Annotated in this window: 34 protein-coding genes; 23 read left to right on the forward strand and 11 right to left on the reverse strand. The window is 37.5% G+C overall.

Features of this window, described 5'->3' with window-relative positions; all coding sequences use genetic code 11:
• Positions 1 to 12: 12 nt before the first annotated feature.
• The 3 genes from rsgA (at position 13) to msrB (ending at position 2,190) form a co-directional block, all read left to right on the forward strand.
• On the forward strand, positions 13 to 1,071 hold the full coding sequence (gene rsgA, locus M3600_RS08735; protein ID WP_237941618.1) for a ribosome small subunit-dependent GTPase A: 1,059 nt from the start codon (positions 13 to 15) through the stop codon (positions 1,069 to 1,071).
• 161 nt (positions 1,072 to 1,232) lie between these two features.
• Positions 1,233 to 1,772, forward strand: coding sequence for a peptide-methionine (S)-S-oxide reductase MsrA (gene msrA / locus M3600_RS08740; protein ID WP_251645416.1), 540 nt, complete (start codon positions 1,233 to 1,235; stop codon positions 1,770 to 1,772).
• Positions 1,765 to 2,190, forward strand: a complete 426-nt coding sequence (gene msrB / locus M3600_RS08745; RefSeq protein WP_251645426.1) for a peptide-methionine (R)-S-oxide reductase MsrB — start codon at positions 1,765 to 1,767, stop codon at positions 2,188 to 2,190. Before msrA ends, msrB begins: the two co-directional genes overlap by 8 nt.
• A gap of 60 nt (positions 2,191 to 2,250) precedes the next feature.
• Here the strand turns inward: msrB and M3600_RS08750 are convergent, their stop codons facing one another.
• Positions 2,251 to 3,339 (reverse strand): SGNH/GDSL hydrolase family protein, encoded by a 1,089-nt coding sequence (locus tag M3600_RS08750; RefSeq protein ID WP_251645431.1) that lies wholly within the window; start codon positions 3,337 to 3,339, stop codon positions 2,251 to 2,253.
• 203 nt (positions 3,340 to 3,542) lie between these two features.
• Between M3600_RS08750 and M3600_RS08755 the strand changes: the two genes are divergently transcribed.
• Complete coding sequence (locus M3600_RS08755; RefSeq protein WP_237941616.1) at positions 3,543 to 3,779, forward strand: YozE family protein; 237 nt, start codon at positions 3,543 to 3,545, stop codon at positions 3,777 to 3,779.
• 390 nt (positions 3,780 to 4,169) lie between these two features.
• Entirely contained in the window at positions 4,170 to 4,865 is a 696-nt protein-coding gene (locus M3600_RS08760) for a hypothetical protein (RefSeq protein WP_233313479.1), read from the forward strand.
• A 17-nt stretch (positions 4,866 to 4,882) separates the two neighbouring features.
• Here the strand turns inward: M3600_RS08760 and M3600_RS08765 are convergent, their stop codons facing one another.
• Positions 4,883 to 5,035: a hypothetical protein gene (locus tag M3600_RS08765; RefSeq protein WP_233313480.1), complete on the reverse strand. Its 153-nt coding sequence runs from the start codon at positions 5,033 to 5,035 to the stop codon at positions 4,883 to 4,885.
• 186 nt (positions 5,036 to 5,221) lie between these two features.
• Between M3600_RS08765 and M3600_RS08770 the strand changes: the two genes are divergently transcribed.
• Both M3600_RS08770 and M3600_RS08775 read left to right on the forward strand, forming a co-directional pair.
• On the forward strand, positions 5,222 to 5,392 hold the full coding sequence (locus tag M3600_RS08770; RefSeq protein ID WP_251645433.1) for a YozD family protein: 171 nt from the start codon (positions 5,222 to 5,224) through the stop codon (positions 5,390 to 5,392).
• A gap of 181 nt (positions 5,393 to 5,573) precedes the next feature.
• Complete coding sequence (locus tag M3600_RS08775; RefSeq protein WP_233313482.1) at positions 5,574 to 6,347, forward strand: sporulation protein; 774 nt, start codon at positions 5,574 to 5,576, stop codon at positions 6,345 to 6,347.
• A gap of 39 nt (positions 6,348 to 6,386) precedes the next feature.
• Here M3600_RS08775 and M3600_RS28895 read toward each other — a convergent pair whose 3' ends face one another.
• On the reverse strand, positions 6,387 to 6,512 hold the full coding sequence (locus M3600_RS28895) for a hypothetical protein (protein WP_282581397.1): 126 nt from the start codon (positions 6,510 to 6,512) through the stop codon (positions 6,387 to 6,389).
• Between the two features lie 239 nt (positions 6,513 to 6,751).
• On the opposite strand from M3600_RS28895, the gene deoD reads away from it, so the two are divergent.
• From deoD to M3600_RS08800, 5 genes are all read left to right on the forward strand, one after another.
• On the forward strand, positions 6,752 to 7,456 hold the full coding sequence (gene deoD, locus M3600_RS08780; protein WP_233313483.1) for a purine-nucleoside phosphorylase: 705 nt from the start codon (positions 6,752 to 6,754) through the stop codon (positions 7,454 to 7,456).
• 35 nt (positions 7,457 to 7,491) lie between these two features.
• Positions 7,492 to 8,358, forward strand: a complete 867-nt coding sequence (locus M3600_RS08785) for a M15 family metallopeptidase (RefSeq protein ID WP_233313484.1) — start codon at positions 7,492 to 7,494, stop codon at positions 8,356 to 8,358.
• 107 nt (positions 8,359 to 8,465) lie between these two features.
• Positions 8,466 to 9,956: a lmo1851 family serine protease gene (locus tag M3600_RS08790; protein ID WP_285854761.1), complete on the forward strand. Its 1,491-nt coding sequence runs from the start codon at positions 8,466 to 8,468 to the stop codon at positions 9,954 to 9,956.
• Between the two features lie 74 nt (positions 9,957 to 10,030).
• Positions 10,031 to 10,936, forward strand: a complete 906-nt coding sequence (locus M3600_RS08795) for a CobW family GTP-binding protein (RefSeq protein ID WP_251645435.1) — start codon at positions 10,031 to 10,033, stop codon at positions 10,934 to 10,936.
• A gap of 85 nt (positions 10,937 to 11,021) precedes the next feature.
• The gene (locus M3600_RS08800; RefSeq protein WP_251645437.1) at positions 11,022 to 11,849 is read left to right on the forward strand and encodes a hypothetical protein; all 828 of its coding nucleotides are present in this window, start codon (positions 11,022 to 11,024) and stop codon (positions 11,847 to 11,849) included.
• A 46-nt stretch (positions 11,850 to 11,895) separates the two neighbouring features.
• On the opposite strand, the gene M3600_RS08805 is transcribed toward M3600_RS08800, so the two are convergent.
• Positions 11,896 to 12,138: a DNA alkylation repair protein gene (locus M3600_RS08805; protein WP_233313487.1), complete on the reverse strand. Its 243-nt coding sequence runs from the start codon at positions 12,136 to 12,138 to the stop codon at positions 11,896 to 11,898.
• Between the two features lie 423 nt (positions 12,139 to 12,561).
• On the opposite strand from M3600_RS08805, the gene M3600_RS08810 reads away from it, so the two are divergent.
• Both M3600_RS08810 and M3600_RS08815 read left to right on the forward strand, forming a co-directional pair.
• A complete protein-coding gene (locus M3600_RS08810) occupies positions 12,562 to 13,314 on the forward strand; it encodes a CAP domain-containing protein (RefSeq protein WP_237941614.1) in 753 nt (250 codons plus the stop codon).
• A 223-nt stretch (positions 13,315 to 13,537) separates the two neighbouring features.
• Entirely contained in the window at positions 13,538 to 14,041 is a 504-nt protein-coding gene (locus M3600_RS08815) for a GNAT family N-acetyltransferase (RefSeq protein WP_233313489.1), read from the forward strand.
• A gap of 47 nt (positions 14,042 to 14,088) precedes the next feature.
• Here M3600_RS08815 and M3600_RS08820 read toward each other — a convergent pair whose 3' ends face one another.
• Together M3600_RS08820 and M3600_RS08825 are read right to left on the reverse strand one after the other, a co-directional pair.
• Entirely contained in the window at positions 14,089 to 14,514 is a 426-nt protein-coding gene (locus M3600_RS08820; RefSeq protein ID WP_233313490.1) for an Hsp20/alpha crystallin family protein, read from the reverse strand.
• A 28-nt stretch (positions 14,515 to 14,542) separates the two neighbouring features.
• A complete protein-coding gene (locus M3600_RS08825) occupies positions 14,543 to 15,019 on the reverse strand; it encodes an Hsp20/alpha crystallin family protein (protein ID WP_233313491.1) in 477 nt (158 codons plus the stop codon).
• A gap of 202 nt (positions 15,020 to 15,221) precedes the next feature.
• Between M3600_RS08825 and M3600_RS08830 the strand changes: the two genes are divergently transcribed.
• The 5 genes from M3600_RS08830 (at position 15,222) to M3600_RS28900 (ending at position 16,227) form a co-directional block, all read left to right on the forward strand.
• Complete coding sequence (locus M3600_RS08830; RefSeq protein ID WP_251645439.1) at positions 15,222 to 15,506, forward strand: hypothetical protein; 285 nt, start codon at positions 15,222 to 15,224, stop codon at positions 15,504 to 15,506.
• A 66-nt stretch (positions 15,507 to 15,572) separates the two neighbouring features.
• Positions 15,573 to 15,803: a hypothetical protein gene (locus M3600_RS08835; RefSeq protein WP_233313492.1), complete on the forward strand. Its 231-nt coding sequence runs from the start codon at positions 15,573 to 15,575 to the stop codon at positions 15,801 to 15,803.
• A gap of 17 nt (positions 15,804 to 15,820) precedes the next feature.
• A complete protein-coding gene (locus M3600_RS29335) occupies positions 15,821 to 15,946 on the forward strand; it encodes an HD domain-containing protein (protein WP_237942308.1) in 126 nt (41 codons plus the stop codon).
• 55 nt (positions 15,947 to 16,001) lie between these two features.
• Positions 16,002 to 16,109 (forward strand): HD domain-containing phosphohydrolase, encoded by a 108-nt coding sequence (locus M3600_RS29340; protein ID WP_396953798.1) that lies wholly within the window; start codon positions 16,002 to 16,004, stop codon positions 16,107 to 16,109.
• Positions 16,096 to 16,227 (forward strand): hypothetical protein, encoded by a 132-nt coding sequence (locus M3600_RS28900; protein ID WP_267913269.1) that lies wholly within the window; start codon positions 16,096 to 16,098, stop codon positions 16,225 to 16,227. Before M3600_RS29340 ends, M3600_RS28900 begins: the two co-directional genes overlap by 14 nt.
• A gap of 63 nt (positions 16,228 to 16,290) precedes the next feature.
• Here M3600_RS28900 and M3600_RS08845 read toward each other — a convergent pair whose 3' ends face one another.
• Together M3600_RS08845 and M3600_RS08850 are read right to left on the reverse strand one after the other, a co-directional pair.
• The gene (locus tag M3600_RS08845; RefSeq protein WP_233314729.1) at positions 16,291 to 17,646 is read right to left on the reverse strand and encodes an MATE family efflux transporter; all 1,356 of its coding nucleotides are present in this window, start codon (positions 17,644 to 17,646) and stop codon (positions 16,291 to 16,293) included.
• Positions 17,647 to 17,737: 91 nt separating this feature from the next.
• Positions 17,738 to 18,820 (reverse strand): mechanosensitive ion channel family protein, encoded by a 1,083-nt coding sequence (locus M3600_RS08850; protein WP_233313494.1) that lies wholly within the window; start codon positions 18,818 to 18,820, stop codon positions 17,738 to 17,740.
• Between the two features lie 154 nt (positions 18,821 to 18,974).
• Between M3600_RS08850 and M3600_RS08855 the strand changes: the two genes are divergently transcribed.
• Positions 18,975 to 19,382, forward strand: a complete 408-nt coding sequence (locus tag M3600_RS08855; RefSeq protein ID WP_251645441.1) for a DUF4362 domain-containing protein — start codon at positions 18,975 to 18,977, stop codon at positions 19,380 to 19,382.
• 42 nt (positions 19,383 to 19,424) lie between these two features.
• Here M3600_RS08855 and M3600_RS08860 read toward each other — a convergent pair whose 3' ends face one another.
• Both M3600_RS08860 and uptA read right to left on the reverse strand, forming a co-directional pair.
• Entirely contained in the window at positions 19,425 to 19,982 is a 558-nt protein-coding gene (locus M3600_RS08860) for a GNAT family N-acetyltransferase (protein WP_233313496.1), read from the reverse strand.
• 262 nt (positions 19,983 to 20,244) lie between these two features.
• The gene (gene uptA, locus M3600_RS08865; RefSeq protein WP_233313497.1) at positions 20,245 to 20,838 is read right to left on the reverse strand and encodes an undecaprenyl phosphate transporter UptA; all 594 of its coding nucleotides are present in this window, start codon (positions 20,836 to 20,838) and stop codon (positions 20,245 to 20,247) included.
• A gap of 265 nt (positions 20,839 to 21,103) precedes the next feature.
• On the opposite strand from uptA, the gene M3600_RS08870 reads away from it, so the two are divergent.
• Both M3600_RS08870 and M3600_RS08875 read left to right on the forward strand, forming a co-directional pair.
• Positions 21,104 to 21,439 carry a DUF4870 domain-containing protein gene (locus M3600_RS08870; protein ID WP_251645443.1) on the forward strand — a complete coding sequence of 112 codons (336 nt, stop codon included), beginning with the start codon at positions 21,104 to 21,106 and terminating at the stop codon, positions 21,437 to 21,439.
• A 201-nt stretch (positions 21,440 to 21,640) separates the two neighbouring features.
• A complete protein-coding gene (locus tag M3600_RS08875) occupies positions 21,641 to 22,495 on the forward strand; it encodes a patatin-like phospholipase family protein (RefSeq protein ID WP_237941610.1) in 855 nt (284 codons plus the stop codon).
• A gap of 55 nt (positions 22,496 to 22,550) precedes the next feature.
• Here the strand turns inward: M3600_RS08875 and M3600_RS08880 are convergent, their stop codons facing one another.
• Entirely contained in the window at positions 22,551 to 23,105 is a 555-nt protein-coding gene (locus M3600_RS08880; protein ID WP_233314730.1) for a YdcF family protein, read from the reverse strand.
• Between the two features lie 103 nt (positions 23,106 to 23,208).
• Here M3600_RS08880 and M3600_RS08885 point away from each other — a divergent pair, with 103 nt between their 5' ends.
• Positions 23,209 to 23,997 carry a hypothetical protein gene (locus M3600_RS08885; protein ID WP_237941609.1) on the forward strand — a complete coding sequence of 263 codons (789 nt, stop codon included), beginning with the start codon at positions 23,209 to 23,211 and terminating at the stop codon, positions 23,995 to 23,997.
• Positions 23,998 to 24,035 lie beyond the last annotated feature (38 nt).

Genomic DNA, 24,035 nt, shown 5'->3' on the forward strand with positions numbered 1-24,035 from the left:
TGGAGGATTAAAATGGATTTAAATAAAATCGGGTTCAATGAAGAGCTAAAAAGCGCATTAGCGCACTTAAATAAAGAGGGTATTATTGCAGGTCGGGTTGCATTAGAGCATAAGAGGATTTACCGGATTTTTACGGAATTCGGCGAGCTATTGTGTGAGGTGTCAGGAAAACTTTCCTTTGAAGCTGTCGGAAGAGAGGACTATCCTGCAGTAGGAGATTGGGTCGCTGTGCTGCCGCGGCTTAATGAAGGAAAAGGCACGATAATGGCAGTTCTTCCGAGAAAAAGTAAATTTTCAAGAAAAACAGCTGGCCAGACTACAGAAGAGCAAATCGTAGCAGCAAATGTGGATACGATATTCTTAGTTAATTCTCTGAATGAGGATTTAAACTTGCGCAGAATCGAAAGATATTTGACACTGACATGGGAAAGCGGCGCTAATCCAGTGATTCTCCTTACTAAATCAGAGCTTTCTAACAATGTAGAGGATTCAGTCGCTTTAGTTGAAGCAGTCGCATTCGGTGTGCCGGTAATCGCGGTAAGTGTCCATGAGAATCGGGGGCTTGATCTTTTGAACGACTACTTGCAGCCGCAAAAAACAATTGCCCTCTTAGGATCTTCCGGTGTAGGCAAATCTACATTAACGAACTATTTATTAGGTTATGAGAAGCAAGCGGTGCAAACAATTAGGGAAGACGATGACAAAGGCCGTCATACGACAACTTACCGGGAGATGCTCGTGCTGCCTAATGGCTGTGTTTTAATTGATACACCAGGGATGAGAGAATTGCAGCTGTGGAACAGCAGTGCCGGTATCTTAGAGAGTTTCACTGATATCGAGGAATTGGCTGAAAATTGCCGGTTTAGAGACTGCGGTCATATGGGGGAAGCTAATTGTGCTGTCAAACAGGCAATAGAGGACGGAGAGCTGGAGTCAGGCCGCCTGAACAGCTATTTCAAAATGAAGCGAGAACTTGCTTATCTTGACAGAAAGCAGAATAAAAAAGCTCAGTCAGATGAGAAGAAGAAATGGAAGAGTATCAAAAAAACGATAAAAGCAAAGCGAAAATAATAATGAGAATGGGGAGTGCAGGCATGCTCTCCCTCTTATTATTCAGCAAGCCTCTTTTTTGCTTTCTCAGGCGATTTTGTTTAAGCTAATAAAAGAAGTGTTGTTACACTCCCTATAGGGAATAGATAGTATACATACTAAATGGAATAGAGGTGTATGGTATGGAAAAACAATATGAAAAAGCAACATTTGCCGGCGGCTGTTTCTGGTGTATGGTGAAGCCGTTTGATCAGGAGCCTGGAATTATTTCTGTTGTTTCCGGCTATACGGGCGGCCATAAGGAAAATCCTACTTATAAGGAAGTCTGCTCTGAAACGACAGGTCATTATGAGGCAGTCCAGATTACATTCGATCCCGAATTGTTCCCTTACGAAAAACTGCTTGATATATATTGGCAACAGATTGACCCGACAGACCCAGGCGGCCAGTTTTTTGATCGAGGACAATCCTACCAAACAGCTATTTTTTATCATAATCAAGAACAGAAACGACTTGCTGAACTTTCAAAGAAAGCATTAGGAGAAAGCGGCAAATTTAACAAGCCGATTGCAACGAAGATACTTCCGGCATCTGTTTTTTATGACGCAGAGGATTATCACCAAGGTTACTACAAAAAAAATTCGCTGCATTATAACGCCTATCATGTAGGCTCAGGAAGAGCTGCTTTTATTAAAAACAACTGGGGGGAAAAGCATGAATAAAAAAGAATTAAAAGACAAACTGACACCAATTCAATATGAAGTAACTCAAAACAATGGAACAGAGCCTCCTTTCCATAATGAATATTGGAACGAATTTGCTGATGGTATTTATGTCGACATCATTTCTGGCAAGCCTTTGTTCAGTTCAAATGACAAATATGATGCAGGCTGCGGCTGGCCGAGTTTTACTAAGCCTATTAGTGAGAAAGATCTTGTAGAAAAAACAGATACTAGTCACTTTATGGTTAGGACAGAGGTTAGGACGAAAGAATCTGATTCACATCTTGGCCATGTATTCAATGATGGCCCTGATCCAACAGGCTTAAGATACTGCATGAACTCAGCCTCTCTTCGTTTCATCAGAAAGGAAGATCTGGAGCAAGAAGGCTACGGCAAATACAAAGTGTTGTTTGATTGAAGATTAATCAATACAAAGAAAAGGGCAATCCGTTTTAGAGGATTGCCTTTTTTATGTTAACTATTTGTCTTGAACAATCACAGACGAAATCTGCACTCTGTGATACCCTGAAGTGTTATGGGAGGAAGCTTTACCTGCTGAGCGAAAGATTACCTTATGTGTTTCATCTGGAAGTCCGCCGGCAATAAACTCAGACCTTGGTTTTTCAAATGGCCACCATGTCGAAATACTTGTTACAAATTCATCGTCGATATAGACATCAACTAAGCCGCCCAGCGGACCTCTTATTACATTTGCGCCAAGATAGGTGCCCTTAAAGGTAAAGCCAAGTTCGGCACCCTTATCATCAGTAGTATAATATCCTTGCTTTTTCACATAAGAGCTGTCTTTAAATGTATAATCGTTGTTTGTTACCATATTGATTGCTTTAGCCGCATAGTCATTCAAGGGCAGTTCTGTACTCTTTTCCTTGTTCTGTATCTGTTTGTTGAAATGCTTGTAAATATATTCAGCATAAAGCTGATAGCCCTTATCATTTGGATGAACCAAATCCTTCGTTAATTCTTCTGCTCTTTTTCCTGATTCACGAAATGGAATTCTCATGTCAAGATTTGTTGCCTGGTATTCCCCAGACACTTTAGAGATGACATCTGCAAAATTTTCATTATCTAAACTGCTTTCTGTAAGGGTAATGATTTCAGCTGCAGGATATTTTTCTTTTACTTGGAGAAGAAGCTGGCTGTATAAATAATAAAAAACGTCATTATTCATGTATTTACGGTCATTTTCTCCAAAGACGATAAAGATTAGATCAATATTCTGGATACTGGAATTCTTGAATTTATATAAGCCTTCAAAAGCTGTGGCTCCACTTTGAACAATCATGTTCCGTTTTAATGGAGAACCATAATTGTCATATAATTTATCTTCAAGCAAATAAAACCATTTAGTCTGATCCTTGCTCGCACCAGAACCTCTTCCGATACTGTCTCCGATTACAAGATAGGATACTGGTTCACTTGCCTTTATTTTGTCGTAGACGTTTTTAGTACTGGAGCTTGTTTTGCCGGGATGATAGAGGCAATACAGCAAAAATAAGGCTATCCCAAATACACTGGTAATTACTAGAATAAAAGTTTTGTTTTTCATAGAAGTTACTGTATTTCCCCGCTTTCTTAAATATCGCCATGCTATATTATATCCTGCCTTTTCTGAATTAAACATAATAGGAACCAAGAGGAGCGTTAAATAGGCATAGATTGGAAGTCTTATAAAAAGTGAATAATGCTTGCACCATTATTTCTTGTTATGTATAGTATACGGTATATTATTTCGGATAAGGAAGAGGAACGATGACTAAATCTTTTTATCATTTTTTAATGAAATTCCGCCATCCCCAGCCAAAAGATAACATAAGTCACTTTGCCAATCATGCTTATTTAGATCACAGCTTCCCAAAAAACAGCTTTGATTATGATGAAATAAGCAATTATTTAGAGCTAAATGGTCATTATTTGGATAGTATGAGAATCTTTGATGAAGCTTGGGAAACGTATCTGTTTCAAGAAGAAAAGGAAATCCGTTATTAGCATTTTGCATTTTTTGCGAAATGCTTTTTTATTTGCCCATTTTTTAATGAAACCCGTGTTTTGGTTAAAGTGTATTCTAAAATAGTTTGTCAGCTACATATATTGGATTAACAAAACGTCCATTCCCTGTATAATGGCTGATTTAGAAAAAAACGAAATGAAATAGAACATGAGTATTGGCGATTAGCAAGGATGATGCATATATTATCTCAGATAAGAAAAACAGCGAACAAAAAAAGGATGAAGATGAGATGTGGATTTATGAAAGGGTAGTTTCTTATTAAAATCCCCCACTTTAGTTGTTAAGTCTTTAAGCATGACTGTGGGGGCAAGGGTGCTGCTTTTTGCGGACCGAATATCGCACAATCTGTTTAGAGAGGACTTTTTACTATGGGAAACCGAAAAAAACCGAAGTTTAAAATTGGCGATACTGTTGTCATCACTATCTATGGAACCGTTGGCAAAATCACAGACGTGAAGTGGCTTGATGACATGCATGTCTACGAAGTGAATAAAAGTGAAGGATTATATTTGGAATCCAGTCTGCAGATGCTGTCAGAATTCGAAGGAGAGCTGATGGATACGGAAAAAATAGACATTGAATATCGCTATTTTATAGGTGACCTTGTCAAAGTAAAAGGCTATGGATCCAATCTTTTTAAAATCATGGGTTTCCGCACAGAAATTTGGCGTTACAAATCAGATGCATGGGAAGATATCATTTATGAACTGTCAAGAGTTAGTGATGGAGAATGGCTTGAGGCAGGGGAAGAAGAACTCACTTTAGTGGCAGATGCAGAAAATGCTGACAGCTTTATTCAAAAGCTGGGTCTCTTATATATAATGGATAAGAAAAAGAAACCGGTAAACTTGCAAAAAACTAACAGCTCTTACCGTAAGTCGGAAAAAGAGCTGCTTGAAAGCACGAAGGAAAAGCAAGAATTGATTGATGGTTTGCTTGATATATATAATGACTATCAATTATTGTATGAGATGTTCGAAGATTTAGAGTATGAGCATGCAATGAGACTGACCATTAGAAAGCTAAAACAGTTAAGCAGCAAGGATGATAAGCAAAAGCTCTAAGCTTGACCTACACTAGATTAGAGAATAAGGTATAGGAAGTAAGGAATACAGCCGAACAATACTAATGAAAACAATGCTTTGAGTCCTTTGTCAAATATTCCTAAAATACTGCTGTTATCTTCATTCACATCTTCTTTAAAAGCTTCGACTAAATGCTGGAACTTATTCACAGTATTTTCCCCCATAATTCACGATATTTTAGGTTTTGCAGTGTCAATAGTAATAAATATGAACCTGGCCCTCTAAACATGTCTCTTTTTTCTTGAAAAATATTTTAATTTATCCGATAATTTGTACAAAAGCTTTGCATGTTTTACCTTATGTCACATATATTCTTACAAAAGGGGGCGATATGCTTGAAAGAGATTGACGTAATAATAGATACGGAGGAAATTGCTGAGTTTTTCTTTCGTGAGCTATTAAAAAGGGGATACGTTCCCACAGAAGATGAAATGGAAGAATTAGCTGACATAACTTTTGAATATCTTCTTGAGAAATACATTATTGATGAGGAATTGGATGAATAGTGAATGTAAGTTTGGAAAAAACAGTTTAATATAAAAGCAGGTTATTTCGTTCATATGGCAGGAGAATGCTCTTGCCATTTTTTATTGTTTTTTTTTTAGTTTAATTGAAACTTTTATAACATCCCTTCCGTAAATGATTACAACAAAATCATTTTGCAAATAGCGGGAGGAAAAAATTATTATGTCTATATTTAAAAAAGCCTTGGCAAGTGTAGGCGTTGGCGCAGCAAAACTTGATACGGTGCTGAAAAAATCCGATTATTTACCAGGTGAACAGATAGAGGGAGAAATAAATATTACAGGAGGCAATGTTGCTCAAAATATTGACGCCATATATGTCAGACTGTATACACAATACGAAATAGAAAGAGACGATAAAAAGGAATCACAAACGGCCTTGATTGGAGAATTCCTTGCTGCAGGAGCCTTTACTATTGAGGCAAAAGAGAAAAAGGTTATCCCATTTTCGAGTGTGCTTCCATATGATATTCCCTTTACGATAGGCAGAACAAAAGTATGGATCTCAACAGGCCTTGATATTAAACAAGCTATTGACCCAAATGATGTCGACCATATTAATATCGTTCCATCTCCATTCACTAGAGGAGTGTTCCATGCTTTTGAGGAGCTGGGTTTTCATATGAAAAGCGGCGGCTGTAAAGAGGCAGGCCGGGCACATCGAATGCGACTTCCATTCGTGCAGGAGTTTGAATTCGTTCCGGTCTCCGGTTCTTTTAGGGGTAAGCTGGATGAGGTTGAATTAGTCATTCTAACAGCTACAGAAAATGAGCTCGATGTTATGCTTCAGATTGACAGAAAACAAAGGGGGCTATCTGGATTATTCGCAGAGGCTCTTGATATGGATGAAAGCTATGTCTCCTTGCGTATTCATAAGCAGGAGCTGGCAGACTTAAAGGGGAATCTCTATCATTTAATCAACAAATATGCAGGTTAAAAAAGCAGGTGTGACTGTTTTTGGTCACACCTGCTTTTTTTAGTTCTTTCTTTCTCTAGCAGACATTTCTTTGCCATGTGCTTCGTGTTCAGCAATAATGGCTTCTTTCGGTATATGATTATTTTTTTTAGGAGAGTTAATTCGATTGCGATGCTTTTTTCCCATAATAATATCTCCTTCAACATTTAAATTTTAAAAGTTACTTGTGTGTATTAGCATGTTTTCCTAACCCAAAGGAAAAGCTAAAATTAGTATTGCCGATTAAAGTTTTGTTATCCTGCTATTAATTGTATTTATCCCAAATCTAGAATATGATATAGTACAAATAGTGAATGTTTAGGATATGGAAATGATTCCTAATATATTTTTTATTGAAATGTTCTTATCAATGGAGGTACTTAAAAATGAGTGTACATATTGGCGCAAAAGAAAACGAAATTGCAGAAACGGTACTCCTTCCTGGAGATCCTTTGAGAGCAAAGTATATCGCGGAGAATTTTTTGGAGAATGCGGTATGCTATAACGAAGTGAGAAATATGTTTGGATATACAGGTACATATAAAGGAAAAAGAATTTCTGTTCAAGGAACAGGCATGGGAGCTCCTTCAATCGCAATTTACGTGAATGAATTAATGACAAGCTATAACGTTCAAAATCTAATCAGAGTCGGAACTTGCGGTGCTATCCAGCAGGATGTTAAAGTTCGCGATGTCATTTTAGCAATGAGCGCTTCAACTGACTCGCAAATGAACCGCATTACTTTCGGTGGCGTAGACTACGCACCGACAGCAAACTTTGATCTGCTTAAAAAGGCATATGATGCAGGCATTGAAAAGGGCCTTTCTCTTAAAGTCGGGAATGTATTTACGGCAGATATGTTCTATAACGATAATTCTGAGCTGGAAAAATGGGCTAAATACCAAATTCTAGCGATTGAAATGGAATCAGCAGCACTTTATACATTAGCAGCTAAATTTAACCGCAAAGCTTTGTCTGTATTAACTGTAAGTGACCATGTTTTGACAGGAGAGGAAACGACAGCTTCAGAAAGACAGACAACTTTCAATGAAATGATTGAGGTGTCACTCGAAGCTGCAATTAAAGAATAAGCGTACTTTTGTACAAGTGTAATATGGGGTGGAGAATGAAAAAACTAGCGCTGCTGCTGTTGCTTACTGCCCTTTTGACAGGGTGCAGTAAACTGGATGGCATTACAGAACACATTCCCTTTTTAAATAAGGATAAGGCTTCAGAAGAAACAACGGGGAATGGAGATAAAGACACAGAGCAATCAAATGAAGAAGGAACTGCAGACAGCACACAGGAAAATGACTCAGAAAGCGAAGGTTCTGAGGAGGAAATCCCTTGGACTCTTGAAGCAGCATTTTTCAATGACATTAAAGTGGTGGACGGCCGGAACATTATTCAAAATCCGACGAATACTGTCTCTCTTGTCAACAAGGATTTCGGTTTACCTGATGGTTATGCACCGGAAGATATGGTAAGGCCAGATGTGCTGTTTTCCTTTGGAGATCAAGACATCGAAAAAAGCTATTTGAGAAAAGAAGCAGCATCTGCCTTGGAAGAAATGTTCAATGCTGCAAAAAAAGACGGTGTCATCCTGTATGCAGTGTCAGGTTACCGATCCTACGACCGTCAGTCCGTTCTGTTTAAGGCAGAAGTTGATAAGGTCGGAGAGAAAAAAGCAGAAGAAGCAGTCGCATATCCAGGAAACAGTGAGCATCAGACAGGGCTTGCAATGGATATCTCTGCTGAAAGTGCCGATTTCCTGCTCACCGAAGAGTTTGAAGACACGAAAGAAGGAAAATGGCTCCATGATAAAGCCCATCTTTACGGGTTTATTCTTCGCTATCCGAAAGGAAAAGAGGATATCACCAAATATAAATTTGAGCCATGGCATTACCGGTATGTCGGCAAAAAATCAGCAAAAGATATCTTTGAAAACAATTGGACATTAGAGGAATATTTTGAACAAGTTAGAAAAATCTAAAGAAAAGATATTTGTTCAAAATTTATTCATAATTATGTCATAAATTAACCCAATTTTTTTGATACTGTTGATTATAAAAGGCATGTATCGCGGTGCCAAAAGGGCAAATGAAAGTGGTGAATTATTTGGAGAATGAAAAGAACATAAATGAGGAAAACGAAGCGGGAGATAAAGATCACAGTTTTATCCGCATAAAGAAATTTCACTTTGTCATGCTTATTTTCTTTACGGTTATATTAGCTGCAGGGATTACAACCGTTGCACTCGCGTTTGGCGAAGAGCCAGCTGTTACGGTTGGTACAGACAGAAGCGAATTTTCTAAGCTTTACTCTGCGTACGATACGATAAAGGATAAATTTTATCAAGATGTCGACACAGAAGACTTGGTGAATGGAGCCATTGACGGCATGTTCACAGCATTAGATGATCCTTATTCTGATTATATGAACCAGGAGGAGGCATCTAGCTTTAATGAAAGTATTTCTTCTTCATTTGAAGGAATTGGAGCCGAAATACAAGAAAAGGATGACAGCATTATTGTTGTGTCTCCAATAAAAGGGTCTCCTGCAGAAAAAGCCGGAGTGAAACCGAATGACAATATTTTGACTGTAGATGGCAAAAGCCTGCAAGGCATGAGCTCATCTGAAGCTGTCACACTTATAAGAGGCAAAAAAGGGACAACTGTAAGCCTTGAAATAGAGAGAGCTGGCAGTGAAGATACGTTAAAAATTGATATTGTCAGGGACACCATACCAATTGAGACGGTTTATGGAGAACTTCGTGATGACGGCATAGCTGAAATTCAAATCACAAGCTTCTCGTCAGACACAGCCCAAGAACTTGTTGATAAACTGAATGAGTTCAAAGAGAAAGGCATGAAGGGGATTGTTCTTGATTTAAGACAAAATCCAGGCGGATTGCTGACACAAGTTCAAGAAATAGCCAACCTGTTTATTCCTGAAGGAGAGCTTATTTTCCAAGTGGAGCATAAAAATGGTAAAATTGAACAAGTTGCTTCAGAAAACACGAATGCAAACAAGCTGCCATTAGTAGTATTGATTGATGAGGGAAGCGCCAGCGCTTCTGAAATCCTTGCTGCTGCTGTAAATCAGTCTGCAGACGTTCCGTTAGTCGGAGTGAAGTCTTTCGGTAAGGGTACTGTTCAAAGTGCTATTGAATTATCAGATGGAAGCAATATTAAATTCACCACTGATAAATGGTTGACACCAGATGGCAGGTGGATTCATGAAAAAGGAATTGAACCGACCTATAAAGTAGAACTTCCAAGCTATGCAAAATTGACGATTATTAATCCAGATACGAAGTTAAAACTGGATTCGAATTCCAATGAAGTGAAAACTGCACAGGAAATGCTGAATGCACTTGGCTATAAAGTTGAAAATGCGAACGGCTATTTCGATGAAAGTACAGAGGAAGCAACGAAGGAATTCCAAGAAAAAGAAAAATTAAAGGTAGATGGCGTCATTACTGGAGATACAACGCTTAAGCTCATGGAAAAGTTAAGTGAAAAAATCCAAAAGAATGATACGCAAATGAAAAAAGCAATCGAAATACTAAATAAAGAACTGAAAAAGTAATATGGAAAGGAGCGGCATTTTCTACTTGCCCTCCTTTTTCCATTGTTATGCTTTTATAGTTAAGGAGGATAACGATGAAAAAAACGGAAGTATTTATATTATCAGGGTTTTTAGGGAGCGGGAAAACAACTTTGTTGAAGCGACTGCTCACTCATGAAAAGGAAGAAGGCAGAAAAGTTGCAGTCTTAATGAATGAATTTGGTGATATATCGATTGATTCAAATGAAGTCGAAGCAGATGTACCGCTGAAGGAGCTGTTAGGAGGATGTGTGTGCTGCACGATTCAAGATAAGCTTGAAGGCCAGCTGCAATCACTGCTGATAGAGGAAAAGCCAGATGTAATTTACCTAGAGACTACTGGTGCGGCACATCCTGTTGAAACGATGGACAGCATCCTTTCACCCATTTTTGCTGATAAACTATTGCTTAAAGGAATTATAACGGTTATGGATGGGAAGCTTTGGCTAGAGCGTTCCAAAATGAGTCCAGCAGTTGGGCAGCTTCTAATTGAGCAAATACGTCATGCCAACATGATATTAATAAATAAACAGGACCAGTTAACAGAGGCGGAAAAATTAAAAGTCACGTTTGAGCTTCAAAGCATCAATCCGAAAGCATTCGCTATATTAACAAGTTATTCAAAGCTTCCAGTACAAAAATTGAAAGATATGACGATGCAATTCGCGAAAGAAACAGTCAAAACAACAATTCAAACGTTACAGCTTAGTTCGTTTGTCTATCATTTTAAACATACAATTGCTTCAGATAAATTTGAAGCATTTCTTAAGGAGCTTCCTGACACTATATATCGCATTAAAGGCTATGTGCAATTCCATCAAAATCACTACCCTGATTTATTTCAGTATTCCTACGGAATGCCCTTAATGATGAGAGAAGATATGAAGATGCCATTAAATCTAGTCTTTATCGGTGAAAATATTGATTGGCAGCATATCAAAGAACAGTTAGACAATCTGTAATCTGACAAGTTGCCGCAATAACTTAGAATGAACTATCAATAAAACGGGCAAACTTTCTTTAGCTAAAGTGTAGAGGAGGGTAATTTTGTTCAAAAAGGGAAAGTTCATTCTTTTTGTTGCTGTTGCCGCAAGTCTTTTTATGGTGTCAAACGTCCATGCTGAAACAAAGGAGAATGCTCCAATCACATACGGCATTCAGCTGCTCGAATGGAAGGAAGCAGATAAGGTCATTCCACGTTACAGCAAGTTTTCCATTTATGATATGGAAACAGGCAAGTTATTTCATGCACAGCGGAGAGCAGGGTCACAGCATGCTGATGTCCAGCCACTTACAACAGCTGATACAAAGATTATGAAAGAAATCTACGGCGGAAAATGGAGCTGGAAAAGAAGATCGATTCTTGTTTTGAAGGATGATCAAGTGCTAGCTGCATCGATGCATGGGATGCCACATGGGGCAGGAGCATTACAGAATAAGTTTCCAGGCCATTTTTGTATTCATTTTTTAGGAAGCACTACCCATAAGACCGACAATATGGATTTATCACATAAGCTCATGGTATATAAAGCAGCTGGTATTTTAAAAATGGAGCTAGACAAGCAAGATCCAAATGATACTGTGCGCTCCTTTGTTGCAGGAATGAAAGAGCAGGATAATACAATCTTAAACCACTTAAGTACAGAAAAACTGGATTGGCGAGCTGCTTTGGAAGAACTGGAAAATGTAAAGCTGTTTAAAGTGGAGGAGACAAAGGACTATCAATTTGAAACTGTTTTACACATAAACTTGGAGTGGCAGCTTTATATTCAAAATGAAAAAAGAAAAAGTGAAATGAAAAGGCTGACGTTAGTCAGAACTTCACCTATTGAGCCGTGGAAAGTTTTAATTGATGACGAGTTTTTTCCATTATAGAAACAAAAGCCGTATGCAGATGCATACGGCTTATCTTGTTTGTTTATTAGCGCATCTCTCCAAATTTAGCAAAAGTTCTTTCTTCATCTACCAGTCCGCAAGCTGCACATTGGATACGATTGTCAGGACCGTTATAGCCAATATGAAAGGGGGAAAGATTATCTGCTGTATACTCTTCTACAATATTTCCAGTTTGAGGGTCTAACTTTACAGATTGGGGCACTTGGCGGATAATATTGAATCTGCTTCTATTTGTCCGGCAATTTGGGCAAGCATAAGGTGTACTCATAACTATACTTCCTTCCATCTTTATATCTTCTTCTTCCTTTTTACTATTCCACCTTTTTTTGGATATATACAGCCCTTTTTTCAGTAGTAACAATTATTGATTTCCTGTTATGTAAGTCAAGTTATTGTCATATTTGTTATGAACAGACTGTGCTTCAAAACTTGTCAATACTTAATTTCATACTTAATATGTATCTGCTGGATAATTAAGTAAAATAATTTGAACTTCTAATGAATTAGAAAAGTTTTCACCATGCTTTGGGCGATAAGTGGTTTAAGCGAAATAAAAGCTGCTGCAGCTAATTAGCTTTTACTTGTTGGATATTTTATCCACAAATATGACAAAAATCGTATGATATGATTTTTCTGTAAGCAAGCCTTTAATACGATATTAAGAAATTCATATTTTAGGAGGATTTTTTAGATGAAGAAAAAGTTAATCTTTTCAACAGCAGCAGCTGCAGCACTATTCATGTCAAATCCGGTTATGCATCAGGCAGATGCAGCTTCTAATCAAGAGAGAGAAGCGGTGAAAGTAACGTATCAATCATATAATCTTAATGAAGAGCAAATCAATGCCTTAATGAAGCAGTTTTCAGGTAATATTGATATAAATAAGTTGCTTAAAAACTATTATGGCAGCACAAGCAACACTGTAAATAAGGAGACAGCAACAACAAAAGCACCTACAAACACAACAGCAACTGACAATAAAACAACTACAACAGCAAACACTGCTAATGCACAGGATACAACGGCAAACCAACAGAAGACGGAAGCCACACAAACTTCTTCAAGTGTGAGTGCATTTGAAAAAGAAGTTGTTGAATTGACAAATGCAGAGAGAGCTAAACAAGGTCTTCCTGCTTTAACTCTAGATACAGAGTTAAGCAAAGTTGCAAGAGCTAAGTCTGAGGATATGAGCAAGAACAATTATTTTGATCATACAAGCCCGACATATGGCAGCCCATTTGATATGATGAAGCAATTTGGTGTTTCCTATAAAGCAGCTGGCGAAAACATTGCTAAAGGTCAAACAACACCAGAGCAAGTGGTGAAAGCATGGATGAACAGTGAAGGCCATCGCGCTAATATTTTAAGCAGCAATTTTACTCATATTGGGGTAGGCTATGTAGCTGACGGGAATTACTGGACACAGCAATTTATAGGTAAATAATAGTTGTTGAAAAAACCAAAGGAATAGTTCCTTTGGTTTTTTTCTTTATGTGAAAATTTCCGCGTTTTTGAATTTTATTTTATTTTCTGTAGCTGTGTACTTTAGTGGTTTTTTTGATGAGAAATTTATATAATGGTTTTTCATATAGTTCATTTTAGAAAAAATGAAATAGTCTCAAGTAAACGGGGAATAATAAAGAAATACTATAATAGGAGAATTGAGCGTGGAAATTAGACTAGCAACGATAAATGACTTAGATGCAATTATGAATATAGCAGCAAAAACAATAAAAATAATGAATGAAGAAGGAAATGACCAATGGTCTGATAAATATCCTGCTGAAAAGGATTTTAAAACAGATATTGAAAACAGTTCTGCATTTGTTGCAATCATGGATGAAGAAGTAGTCGGCTCTATTGCGATTGACCGTATCGGCGGTAAAAACTATGATTTAATTGAATGGACATTAACGGAAAAAAACTTTTATGTTATTCACAGGCTAATGGTTGATCCTGAAATACGCGGCGGGGGAATAGCAAGCAAGCTCCTTGCTTTCGCTGAAATTTTTGCTATTGAAAATGACACCTTCTATTTAAAAACAGACACATATGCCATCAATGAAAAAGCACAAAATCTGTTTCTGAAAAATGGCTTTAACAAAGTAGGAGAATTACATTTTCCTGGAAAAGAACGACCTTTCTACTGCTTCGATAAAAGCTTTAAATAATGGGTAACAAACAAGAAAAATCAACTCAAAGCAACCGAGTTGATTTTTTATTTCGATGCAGGCGGTATTTGGATGATTAGTATTCCGTTTTTAAATTGGAAAGAAAGCTCTTCCTTCCTAATGGCATATGGCAATGTAATCACTTTATGGAAACTCCGGTTTTGCCTTTCTTTTAAATAATAGGCATACTCTTCACAAAGTGTCTTAAAATGCCCAGCAATATGAAGCGTATGATCTTCACACTTAACGGCAACATTTTCCGGGGTCATGCCCGGAAGCTCTACTTCAATATAACAAACTCCATTCTTTGTATAAAAATCACAAGGGGGAAACTGATTATTGCTTTTAATGGCATTCCTACCATTAAAAAAATGCTGCTGGCTTGGCGAGTCTTGAAATAAGTTATTCCAGAGCATATCATTAGTTGGATTTTCATGAAACTGATAAATTTTTTCCAGGTTTTCAAACGACATAATTTTCGGCACACCCTTTCTCGGAAGATTAATGTAGATCCGACACTTCGATCTCAGAATATTGCACCTGTGTGTTTTTTTGAATCATGATTTCTAATACACCATCTTTATAATTGGCTGTTGATCCCTTTCTTCTGACAAGGGAAGGAAGATTAATTGTATGTTTGCTTTCTTCATCTGGTATATGTTGAATAATCAATTGACTGGAGGTGTAGTATACCTTTACTCTTTCCAGCCAAATTTCTTCCTTAATAGGAATTCGTACATAGACGTGATGGTGTGTTTCAAATACTAGATAATCAAATTTGTTCGGCTCAGCTCCTGTTTGTCGATTCGTCATTTGTGACATGTTTTGGAACATTTCATCAGTGTTCATTTTCTGCAGAGATTCTGGCATCAGCTTATCCATCATATCATGTACATACTTTTGAATCTCGGCAGGTCTCATTTGCTGCATTTTGTTTTTCGTGTCTTTATTAAAAGGGAATAAATTCCATGGGAACATTGGAAATTCATCCTTTCTTTCAGAAGTGCTCGATTTTTTTATATCATATTCATTTGTACCCAATTCGTGTTATTATCGCTTGTATTAATTTTCCACTCTGTTGACGGGTAAAAGGAACAGTTGTTTTTATCCTATTGATGATAAGATAATAATATTATTTTACGAAAATTAGGTGCATGGATTTGGATACTTATAAAAACTGATGAACAGTTTGTTATATAACTACATGATTGGATCTTTTTTAGCCGTTTTTGGGGTTGGCGGTGCCTTTATGTTCACCAGTTTAAATATTAGGACAAAGATATGCGAATACTCTGTTTTATTATGGTTATTTCAGAAGTTTTTAACTACGGTAGTCAGCATCAGTGTTCTTCCATTAGTAATTATCTTGCTGTCCACAAGAGTCAAGCTGATTGACAGTGGTGATATTCAAGATTTTCCGTTTTGGAATTGGGCCATTATAAGCCTTTTTATAACGATTGTTTAATCCGTTTTAACGGCAAGATTCCTCTCTAAGGATATAATCACACCTATCTATCAGCTGAAAAATTTAATGGAGAGTGTTGGCACAAGCAAGTATTCCGAGCCAAACAGCATGGTATATACAGACGAGTTTGCTGAATTGTTCAAAGGCTTTCATGAAATGAATGAAACAATCATTCAGCGTGAAAAGTTTAATAAACAGCTCTTAGACAGTTTTATGATGGTGCTCAGTACCACCCTTAATGCCGAGACCAATACACCGCAGGCCATTCAAATAGGGTTGCCGTCTATTCGCAGTTAATTGGGCAAAACTTAAAGCTGCCTACAAGTGAGTTGGAGTTATTGTATAAATCAGCGATATTGCATGATATTGGCAAAATAGGTATTCCTGATAATGTTTTGTTAAAAGAAGGGAAGCTGACAGAGGAAGATTCATGCACATAAAACACATCCAGTCATTGGTGAAAACATCCTTAAACAAGTACAGCCGCAAAAAGAAATGGCCACCATTCTTGAAGATGTGCGAAGTCATCATGAAAGATTTGATGGAAAAGGCTATCCTGACGGACTAAAAGGCGAAGAAATATCCTTCTTTGGCAGTTACTGATGCGTTTGATGCAATGACGTCAGACAGGACATACAGAAAGGGGATGCCAGTTTCTAAGGCCCTGTCCATCTTGCATGAAGGCAGAGGCACACAATGGTGGATGCATTTATTGAAATGATGGCTAAAAATGAGCCAATAAATAGTGTGAAAGAAAAAAGGAGGAATCGTCTTGATTCCTCCTTTATTTATGTGCCAAGGCCTGTTTTTTCTGAACGGAATACAGTCTGCTGCTTAAAAAAACAGCACCTGTTGCCAAACCGGCAATTAAGCCGATCCAATAGCCGAAAGGACCGAGACTTGAATAATTGGCAAGCAGATAACCGCAAGGAAGTCCAATCACCCAATAGCTGACAAGTGTCATAATCAAGGTAATATTAACATCCTTATAACCTCGTAATGCTCCTTGAACAGGTGCCTGGATGGCATCTGAAAGCTGGAAGAATATCGCATATATAAGGAAGCTTGCTGTCAGCTTTAACACCTCAGCATCATTTGTATAAATGCCTGCTATCGGACCTCTGAAAGCCATCAGGATGATGCCGCTCACAAAAGCAATGCTGATGGCAGTGAAAACACCCATCCAGCTGTATTGTTTTGCATCCTTCAGCCTGCCTGCACCAACTTCGAAACCAACCAATATTGTCAGCGCCGTTGAAATGCTCAGCGGAACCATATACAGAAGGGAAGCGAAATTAATAGCTGATTGATGAGCAGCAATGGTATTCGTGTCATAATTGCTCATTAACAATGTCACCGCACTGAAAATGCTTGTTTCAAAAAAGATCGAGAATCCGATTGGCACACCAATCTTCAAGATTTCCTTCCATTTTTCCCAAGAGACAGCATGGAATTTACTAAGCAATTTAAATCCAGCAAATGGCTGATTATGATAAACAATATGGAGTGCAGTTAACAGCATGTACCAATATGTAATACTTGTAGCGTAGCCTGTGCCGACACCGCCCATCTCTGGGAATATCCAAATACCGTTAATGAATACGTAATTCAGCCCAATATTGACCGGCAGTGCAGAAAGCGTAATAAACATTGTTACTTGTGTTTGGCCAAGGGCATCGATGAAGGACCGCAGCACAAAATAAAAGAAAATCGGAATAATGCCTGTGCTCAATGCAGCTAAGTAATGGAAGGCAATGTCTTGAACCTCTTGTTCAAGACCCATACTCTGCAAGATAGGTTTTAGGAAAACGGCTCCTAGAATGATTAATAGAACTGCCATTGATAATGACAGATAGATTGCTTGAACGACGGAGAAACTGACCTTCGATTCCTCTTTTCTGCCGACTGCTTGAGCGACAATCGGAGGGACAGCAAGCAATATACCGCTTAAGCCAGTATAAATAGGGGTCCATAAAGAACTTCCGACAGCAACTCCAGCAAGATCAATCGGACTGTAATGACCAGCCATCGTTGTATCAAAAAAAGTAAGACCGAACATGCCCACCTGTGTGACTAGAACAGGCAGTAAAATAACTAACATTTGCTTGAGTTTTTGCTTTGTTGTAAAGGTTTGATTCATCATATTTCCTCACTTTTGTTCAATAACGTTTCGATTATATCACAGATAAAAGGAAAATATGGCAAAACAGCATGACTTTTCTGTTGTTAATTTAGCCATGAGAGAATAATCTGTCTGCGGTGTTTAATTCAGCTGGCATCTCTACATGGACAGTGCTTTTCGGAACAGCAAATGCTACATCTTTTTTCTCGATAATTTCGATAATTTGAAAATTAATATCTTCTTTTGTTTGTAAATACCCATTATAATCGGTAGCTTTTGTGAAAAAGTAAATTAATATATCAGCACTGCTGTCATTTAAGGACTCAAGAGAAACAAGAATGGTTTCAGGGTGAACACCAGGATGACGCTCGAGCACTGCTTTCATATTGGCAATGGTAGCTTGTAATCTTTCTTTTTTCGTGTGAATATCAACCTTTAAGTAAAACGAAACTTGCCGTTTTCCCATTTTAGACCAATTAATAATTGGTTCATTGGCAAGCGTTGAATTTGGAACCGTTACAAGTGCTTGTGCGAAAGTCCGTACTTTGGTGCTTCTAAACGTAATATCTTCAATTGTACCTTCTACACTCGGCGTTTTAATCCAGTCCCCAATCGTAAATGGCTTTTCTGTCACCAGGACTACTCCGCCAAAAAGGTTGCTGACCGTTTCCTTTGCTGCAAGAGCAATCGCAAGTCCCCCAAGCCCAAGTCCTGCGATAAATCCATTTATATTAAAACCCCATTCCTGAGCAATAATGCTAAAACCGAGCATAAGAACAAGTGTTTTTAACATTTTTGTTATAAAAGGCACGATAATCTTATCTACATTAATATCCAGCTTTGTCATAAGCTTAGGAAACAATAGGGTGGTCACACTGCTCAAGTTAAACAATCCCCATGTTAACAGCCCGATAAAACAGGAGCGGACGAGACTAGATTCAAAACTTACAGTCTGAATAGGGAGGAACAGGAAGGCTAACTGTATGCCAATGACAACGAACACCCAGCGTACAGGCTTTTCAAAAGCAACAAGAACAGTGCTTGCAGCATGAATTTTTTTCTTTTTTGTGTAGCTGAGAATTAACTTAAAAAAATAGTTAGTAAACCATTTGCGCAGCAGGAGGCTTGCTCCAAATACGATTGCTGCAAGCAATATACTTGCCCAAATATGAGTATTCAAAAATTCAATCATAAAAAAATACACTCCTATATAGAAAGTTGTCCTATGTGTACTATATTAGGAAGGGAAGGTAAGTATGACTCACGAAGTAAGCTTGTATGCAAAATAAGTGTAAGTAATAACTATTTATGGTATTATCTGTATAAAATTACAAGGAGATAGGTTTATGAGACGAGCTACTATCGGTCTGCTGTTGCTTCTTCACATGATGTCTGGTTGTCAGCAATATGGGATAAAAAATATAGGTGTAGAACAGGTTGTTGACAATCATAATCAAATTGAAAATTTAGATGGATTAAATAGATTTATAGATAAGGTAAAGAAGGGAAAAGAAGCAAAAGTGAACTTTGTTTCATACGGGATAGAAGGACAGCGTATGGTTGAAAGATTAATCTTTAACGGAAAGCAAATCAATATTTCTGCAAGTGTTGATGGTGATTCTCTTGAGGAATACATGTGTAAGGATATTTTTATGAAAGTGGAAGAAACGGAAAAAAAGTACATACTAAGCGAATGTACTGGAAGTTCAGGTGAAAGTGATGGGAAGGAAATATTGACTGTACCAAACGAGTAAATGCCCAGGAATAAATCCTGAGCATTTTTTTGACCTTTATAATTATGCCTCCATCAGATCGTCTGTCTGTTCCTGGTTGGAGCGCATTGTATATAGTGTAAAAACATCTTTAGGGACTTCAAATAATTCGTAGCTTACTCCTGTTTCTTCCTTGAGTTTTTCTACAATCGATTTTCTTGTCTCATTAGCATGTACGGCATAAGGGAGTTTTTCTGCTGCTTTAACGGAACGGAGATTATGCTCTCTTATGCGCATTAAAATACTGTTAATATTCAGCTCAAAGAAGGCTTCTGAAAAAAACAGTTCCTTGGCTATTTTATTATATCCTTTTCCATGATAAGGTTTGCCTATCCAAGTTCCTAAAAACCCAATGCCGTCTTGAATATCATAAAGATTAATGGTTCCTATCGGATTATGCCATTCATCAAGAATGGTACGAGAGATCAGTTCACCTTTTTCTTCTGCTTCTATCGTCTGTTTTGTGATAAATAAATATTCTTCATAAGATGCCGCTTTTTGGCGGACAAAGGGAAATACATCCGGATGCTTCATCATTTCAAATAGGACAGCGCAATCTTCCAATTCACGTTTTTTCAGCATAAAAATACCCTCCTTATACATGAGGGCAGTGTGTGCAAAGGAAAAACAAAAAGTGCCTCCGCCCTCGAAATTTTTTATCAACTTGTAGCTTGTAAAAAATTTCGGGGTGGGAATCGAACCCACTAGAACCTAATTAGGTGGCGCACCATTTGCCTTCCCTATATTTTATTTATTGTTTTCCTGCAATAATATCGTACTGCTTCTATTTTACAAAAAAAGTCTTGAAAATAATATAGGTAATTGTAATGTTTTTGTAAATACTTTATTTATTTTTTTTCTTGCGGAATTGCAGAAGTACATATGCAGCCAGCAGCACAACAGCTCCAATAATAATTGGTGTAATATAAGGTTTTGCATATGTTTCAATATTTTCCCAATGATCACCTAAACGCATTCCCAGCAACAGAAATAAGACGGTCCATGGAATAATCGCTGCAGTCGTATAAAGGGTGAATTGGCCAATTGGCATTCTTGCAAGCCCGGCTGGAATCGAAATAGCATGTCTGACAACAGGGATAAACCGCGCCAGAAAAATCATGCCCGTCCCATATTTAAGAAACCATTTTTCAGAAGCATCCACATGAGAGCTTTTGATTAAAATATACTTCCCGTATCTGTCGATAAATGGTCTTCCGCCATACAGCGCAATCCAATATAAAAACAGCTGGGCAATCGTTCCGCCGATAACACCGGCAATGAGAGCACCGAAAAAATTAATATGGCCAGAATGGATTAAATAGCCTCCATAGCTTAAAACAATTTCACTTGGTATTACTTCGACCATTAAACCTAAAGCTATACCCATATAGCCTAAGGATGATAAAAAGTCAAAGATTGTATGTACTAGTTCAGACACTTACATCTCTCCCGCTTATTGAAAATATTTGTATTTTATTTGTAGAATAGACAATCATTAGTATACATGACGTGTAAGAAAAAATGAAATAAGAATTTAGGATGAAAGATTAATAGGTGAATACCTAAAGGAATAATAGTCCATTTACCTTAAAATTATCTTAACATCCCAATTAAGAAAAAAGGGCATAAAAACTGAAACATATTAACACTATGCTCGTATATAATAAGACAACATATTATTGAAACCCAAAAGGGAGGACAAAATGAATTTCCACAAAGAAGTAACTCATGATGAAAGAATATTTGCCATGCTTATTTATGTTTCCAGTTTTTTCACAGCATTTCTTGGTCCATTAGTTATTTATTTAATAAAAAGTGATTCAGAATTTGTAAAATATCATGGTAAAGAGTATTTTAATTTCCTTATCTCGTACGCCATTTACGGTTTTATTAGCTGGTTGCTGATTTTTGTGCTTGTCGGCTTTGTTCTAATGCCAATTGTTGCACTTCTTGGCTTCATCTTTACGATTATAGCTGCTATTAAGTCATATGAAGGTTCTGATTATCGTATACCTCTTACCATTCGTTTTATTAGGTAACTGGAGAAAAAGAGACAATTTTTTAACTAAAGAATTTTCTTTTAAGATTAGTTGCCGTTAAAAATGCTCGGTTTGGGAGCAACTATATATTCTGATGCGTTTTTAAGACTTCTTCTTAACGAAGAAAGTCTTTTTTTTTCCTTTCATGAGCTTAATCGATTATGATAGTTAAGAATGAAGGTAAGAGAAAGAAGGATAGAAATGAAGGAAAATATCGGTTTAGTGCTGGAAGGGGGAGGCATGCGCGGGGTTTATACTGCCGGTGCGCTTGAGTGCTTTCTGGAGCATAATGTCTATTTCCCATATGTAATCGGAGTTTCAGCAGGGGCAAGCTATGGGGCCTCGTATATGTCTCAGCAAGCTGGCAGAAACAAAAAGGTAAGCTTGGATTATGTTACAGATCCAAGATATATGTCATGGCGAAATTTTCGACAAACAGGTCAATTCTTCGGGATGGACTTCATTTACAATCAGATTCCTAACACGATGGTTCCGTTTGATTATGAAGCGTTTTATGGCAATGAAGCAGAATTTAAAATTGGTGCAACAGATATTCAAACAGGCGAAAGTGTATTTTATGGCAAACAAGATTATAAAGAGGAGCTCCTAAAAGCTTTGGAAGCCTCTAGCTCTCTGCCATTTTTAGCACCCGTTGTTGATTTCAAAGGGAGGAAACTGCTAGATGGCGGCATTTCCGATCCGATTCCCTTAAAAAGGGCGCAGGAGGATGGCTTTAAAAGAAATGTTGTCATTTTAACAAGGAATCTCGGTTATCGTAAATCTAAATCACGTTTTGCTTTTTTTGTGAGACGAAAGTATCCCCAATTCAAAGGGTTGCAGCAAGCAATGGAAGCAAGATACAAATTATATAATGAAACACTGGAATATGTGGAACAGGAAGAGAAAAAAGGAAATATCATGGTAGTAAGACCGCAGGAAAAGCTGGTCGTTGGACGCATGGAGAGAAATCCGCAAAAGCTGGAAAATCTATACATGCAAGGCTATCGCGATGCGAAGGCAGCTCTGGGAAAATGGAAAGAGCAACAATTTATTTAAAGTTAGAAACCCCAATGGTAATATTCCCATTGGGGTTTTTCGATTAGTAGAAGAGTCAAAAACCTAGTATCTTCATTTTGCCAATTGCCAAAAATTCACGAATAGTAAGCGGGATAATAACAGAAGCGGGTGTTTTAGCTGCAAGAGGATAGGCCTTCATCCCTTTTTTCTCGGCTATTGTGACAGCCCTGTATAGGTGGAAGTCGCTGCTTGCGATAACCGCTTCTGTAATATTATATAAATCCATGCTGTTTTGCAGGTTTTCATACGTCGATGTAGACTGATCTTCTAAAAGGATTTTATCTTCTGCAATATTATTTGCGAGCAGATAGTTTTTGAGAGCCGCAGCCTCTGTTATATTTTCGCCATTTCCTTTGCCTCCTGTAACAACGATTTTTGCCTGTTTATTATTATTCCAGTAGGAAATAGCAGCATCAGCCCGGTTTTTTAATACTTTGGACAACTCGTCACCATCCACCTTTGCTCCGAGAATAATGATATAAGGAATACCTTCAGGGGGAACAGCAGAAGCAGTTCTTTTCATCTTCACATAATAATAAGACGTAGAAGCAAGCAATAGAACAGCACAAAAAATAATAACGAATTTCATTTTTTTCAAAAATATCACTCCAATCAATCATAGATGATAGAGGCTGTTAATAGAATATAGAATACTAGATTATAACGGAAAATATCAGTAAGGAGCCATGTTTGTGATGAATATAGAAAAGTACTACAGACAATCAGCCACTGCCTTCTTAAACGCGAGCCTTATTAGCTGTATTCCAGTCATCTTCTTTATTGCACTGTTCATTAGCGTTAAGCTGAATCGTCTATTTCTTCTTCTAATCATACCATTTTGCTTATACAGCATTACAGCGTTTGCCTCTTATTTAATTCAAAGAAGGCGCTGTGAGAGGCTAACAGATACATTGGAGGCGCAGAAGGTTACCTCTATTCTCCAATCGAAGACGGTCTTGTTATCCTTTTTACCTGCACCGTCTTTAAGAATGCTTATCTTTGATAGTGAGGGCACAGTGCTCGGCGAGATTAGGGATGACAAATTTACGTTATTTCGATGGTATTTGCCGCCGTTTTTCGATATATTCACAGCAAAAACGTATGGGTTCTATAATGGGGAAAACATGCTGCAATATCAGTTTACAGTCAAAAAACAATGTGTTGAAATTAGAAACAGAAAAAAACAGCTTATCAGCAAGTTGGAAGAGAAGCGGACAGACAAAGCAACGAAAACTGTTTATAAATATGAAAAAAAAGAGCTGTGCTTGAAAAGATCGCTTGCTTTTACCGATTATTGTTTAGAAGATGAACGAGGCATTGCCATTGTAAATGTCAAAAAGGGATGGATGCCAAAAGATTGGCAAAAGCGATTTCTAGATCCGAACCATCCTGTTGTTTCCATCCATCATTCTGCTTCTAATAAGGATATTATTCATATTTATGCCATATTGGCAAAAATATTTGCTTATAAGGATCATTAATAAAAATACTTGATTGGTGAATTGCTCCTTTCAAACAC

It is taken from the genome of Niallia sp. MER 6 (assembly GCF_023714395.1).
GTDB lineage: Bacteria > Bacillota > Bacilli > Bacillales > Cytobacillaceae > Niallia.

What these genes read in the sequence shown, in the direction of transcription:
- rsgA (WP_237941618.1), top strand. Translation starts at nt 13, where the DNA reads ATGGATTTAAATAAAATCGGGTTCAATGAAGAGCTAAAAAGCGCATTA.
- msrA (WP_251645416.1), top strand. Translation starts at nt 1,233, where the DNA reads ATGGAAAAACAATATGAAAAAGCAACATTTGCCGGCGGCTGTTTCTGG.
- msrB (WP_251645426.1), top strand. Translation starts at nt 1,765, where the DNA reads ATGAATAAAAAAGAATTAAAAGACAAACTGACACCAATTCAATATGAA.
- M3600_RS08750 (WP_251645431.1), bottom strand. Translation starts at nt 3,339, where the DNA reads ATGAAAAACAAAACTTTTATTCTAGTAATTACCAGTGTATTTGGGATA.
- M3600_RS08755 (WP_237941616.1), top strand. Translation starts at nt 3,543, where the DNA reads ATGACTAAATCTTTTTATCATTTTTTAATGAAATTCCGCCATCCCCAG.
- M3600_RS08760 (WP_233313479.1), top strand. Translation starts at nt 4,170, where the DNA reads ATGGGAAACCGAAAAAAACCGAAGTTTAAAATTGGCGATACTGTTGTC.
- M3600_RS08775 (WP_233313482.1), top strand. Translation starts at nt 5,574, where the DNA reads ATGTCTATATTTAAAAAAGCCTTGGCAAGTGTAGGCGTTGGCGCAGCA.
- M3600_RS28895 (WP_282581397.1), bottom strand. Translation starts at nt 6,512, where the DNA reads ATGGGAAAAAAGCATCGCAATCGAATTAACTCTCCTAAAAAAAATAAT.
- deoD (WP_233313483.1), top strand. Translation starts at nt 6,752, where the DNA reads ATGAGTGTACATATTGGCGCAAAAGAAAACGAAATTGCAGAAACGGTA.
- M3600_RS08785 (WP_233313484.1), top strand. Translation starts at nt 7,492, where the DNA reads ATGAAAAAACTAGCGCTGCTGCTGTTGCTTACTGCCCTTTTGACAGGG.
- M3600_RS08790 (WP_285854761.1), top strand. Translation starts at nt 8,466, where the DNA reads ATGAAAGTGGTGAATTATTTGGAGAATGAAAAGAACATAAATGAGGAA.
- M3600_RS08795 (WP_251645435.1), top strand. Translation starts at nt 10,031, where the DNA reads ATGAAAAAAACGGAAGTATTTATATTATCAGGGTTTTTAGGGAGCGGG.
- M3600_RS08805 (WP_233313487.1), bottom strand. Translation starts at nt 12,138, where the DNA reads ATGAGTACACCTTATGCTTGCCCAAATTGCCGGACAAATAGAAGCAGA.
- M3600_RS08810 (WP_237941614.1), top strand. Translation starts at nt 12,562, where the DNA reads ATGAAGAAAAAGTTAATCTTTTCAACAGCAGCAGCTGCAGCACTATTC.
- M3600_RS08820 (WP_233313490.1), bottom strand. Translation starts at nt 14,514, where the DNA reads ATGTCGTTTGAAAACCTGGAAAAAATTTATCAGTTTCATGAAAATCCA.
- M3600_RS08825 (WP_233313491.1), bottom strand. Translation starts at nt 15,019, where the DNA reads ATGTTCCCATGGAATTTATTCCCTTTTAATAAAGACACGAAAAACAAA.
- M3600_RS08830 (WP_251645439.1), top strand. Translation starts at nt 15,222, where the DNA reads ATGAACAGTTTGTTATATAACTACATGATTGGATCTTTTTTAGCCGTT.
- M3600_RS08835 (WP_233313492.1), top strand. Translation starts at nt 15,573, where the DNA reads ATGGAGAGTGTTGGCACAAGCAAGTATTCCGAGCCAAACAGCATGGTA.
- M3600_RS29340 (WP_396953798.1), top strand. Translation starts at nt 16,002, where the DNA reads ATGGCCACCATTCTTGAAGATGTGCGAAGTCATCATGAAAGATTTGAT.
- M3600_RS08845 (WP_233314729.1), bottom strand. Translation starts at nt 17,646, where the DNA reads ATGAATCAAACCTTTACAACAAAGCAAAAACTCAAGCAAATGTTAGTT.
- M3600_RS08850 (WP_233313494.1), bottom strand. Translation starts at nt 18,820, where the DNA reads ATGATTGAATTTTTGAATACTCATATTTGGGCAAGTATATTGCTTGCA.
- M3600_RS08855 (WP_251645441.1), top strand. Translation starts at nt 18,975, where the DNA reads ATGAGACGAGCTACTATCGGTCTGCTGTTGCTTCTTCACATGATGTCT.
- M3600_RS08860 (WP_233313496.1), bottom strand. Translation starts at nt 19,982, where the DNA reads ATGCTGAAAAAACGTGAATTGGAAGATTGCGCTGTCCTATTTGAAATG.
- M3600_RS08870 (WP_251645443.1), top strand. Translation starts at nt 21,104, where the DNA reads ATGAATTTCCACAAAGAAGTAACTCATGATGAAAGAATATTTGCCATG.
- M3600_RS08875 (WP_237941610.1), top strand. Translation starts at nt 21,641, where the DNA reads ATGAAGGAAAATATCGGTTTAGTGCTGGAAGGGGGAGGCATGCGCGGG.
- M3600_RS08880 (WP_233314730.1), bottom strand. Translation starts at nt 23,105, where the DNA reads ATGAAATTCGTTATTATTTTTTGTGCTGTTCTATTGCTTGCTTCTACG.